Source organism: Flagellimonas flava (assembly GCF_050617915.1).
Taxonomy (GTDB): Bacteria; Bacteroidota; Bacteroidia; order Flavobacteriales; family Flavobacteriaceae; genus Flagellimonas; species Flagellimonas flava_A.
Genome location: NZ_JBODQE010000219.1, coordinates 1 through 232 on the forward strand (window position 1 = coordinate 1; position 232 = coordinate 232).

At 44.4% G+C, this 232-nt stretch carries 1 protein-coding gene; it reads right to left on the minus strand.

Annotation, left to right across the window (positions count from 1 at the left end):
- On the minus strand, positions 1-232 hold a 232-nt coding region (locus ACRHOZ_RS21595; RefSeq protein ID WP_431130477.1), incomplete at both ends, for a sulfatase-like hydrolase/transferase.

Genomic DNA, 232 nt, shown 5'->3' on the forward strand with positions numbered 1-232 from the left:
GCATTAAGACCTGTCATCAGGCTAACACGTGATGGTGAGCATACAGCCGTAGCATAGGCGTGGGTGAATTTCATCCCCTCATTGGCCAAGTGTTCCATGTTTGGAGTATGGTACATTTTGTTCAGTTGCGTCAACTCTGTATGAAATGGGACCCAAGTGTCTTGCCAACCCATGTCATCCACAAAAAAGAATACAATATTCGGTGGTTTTTGTCCATCTTGTTTGGAATGAC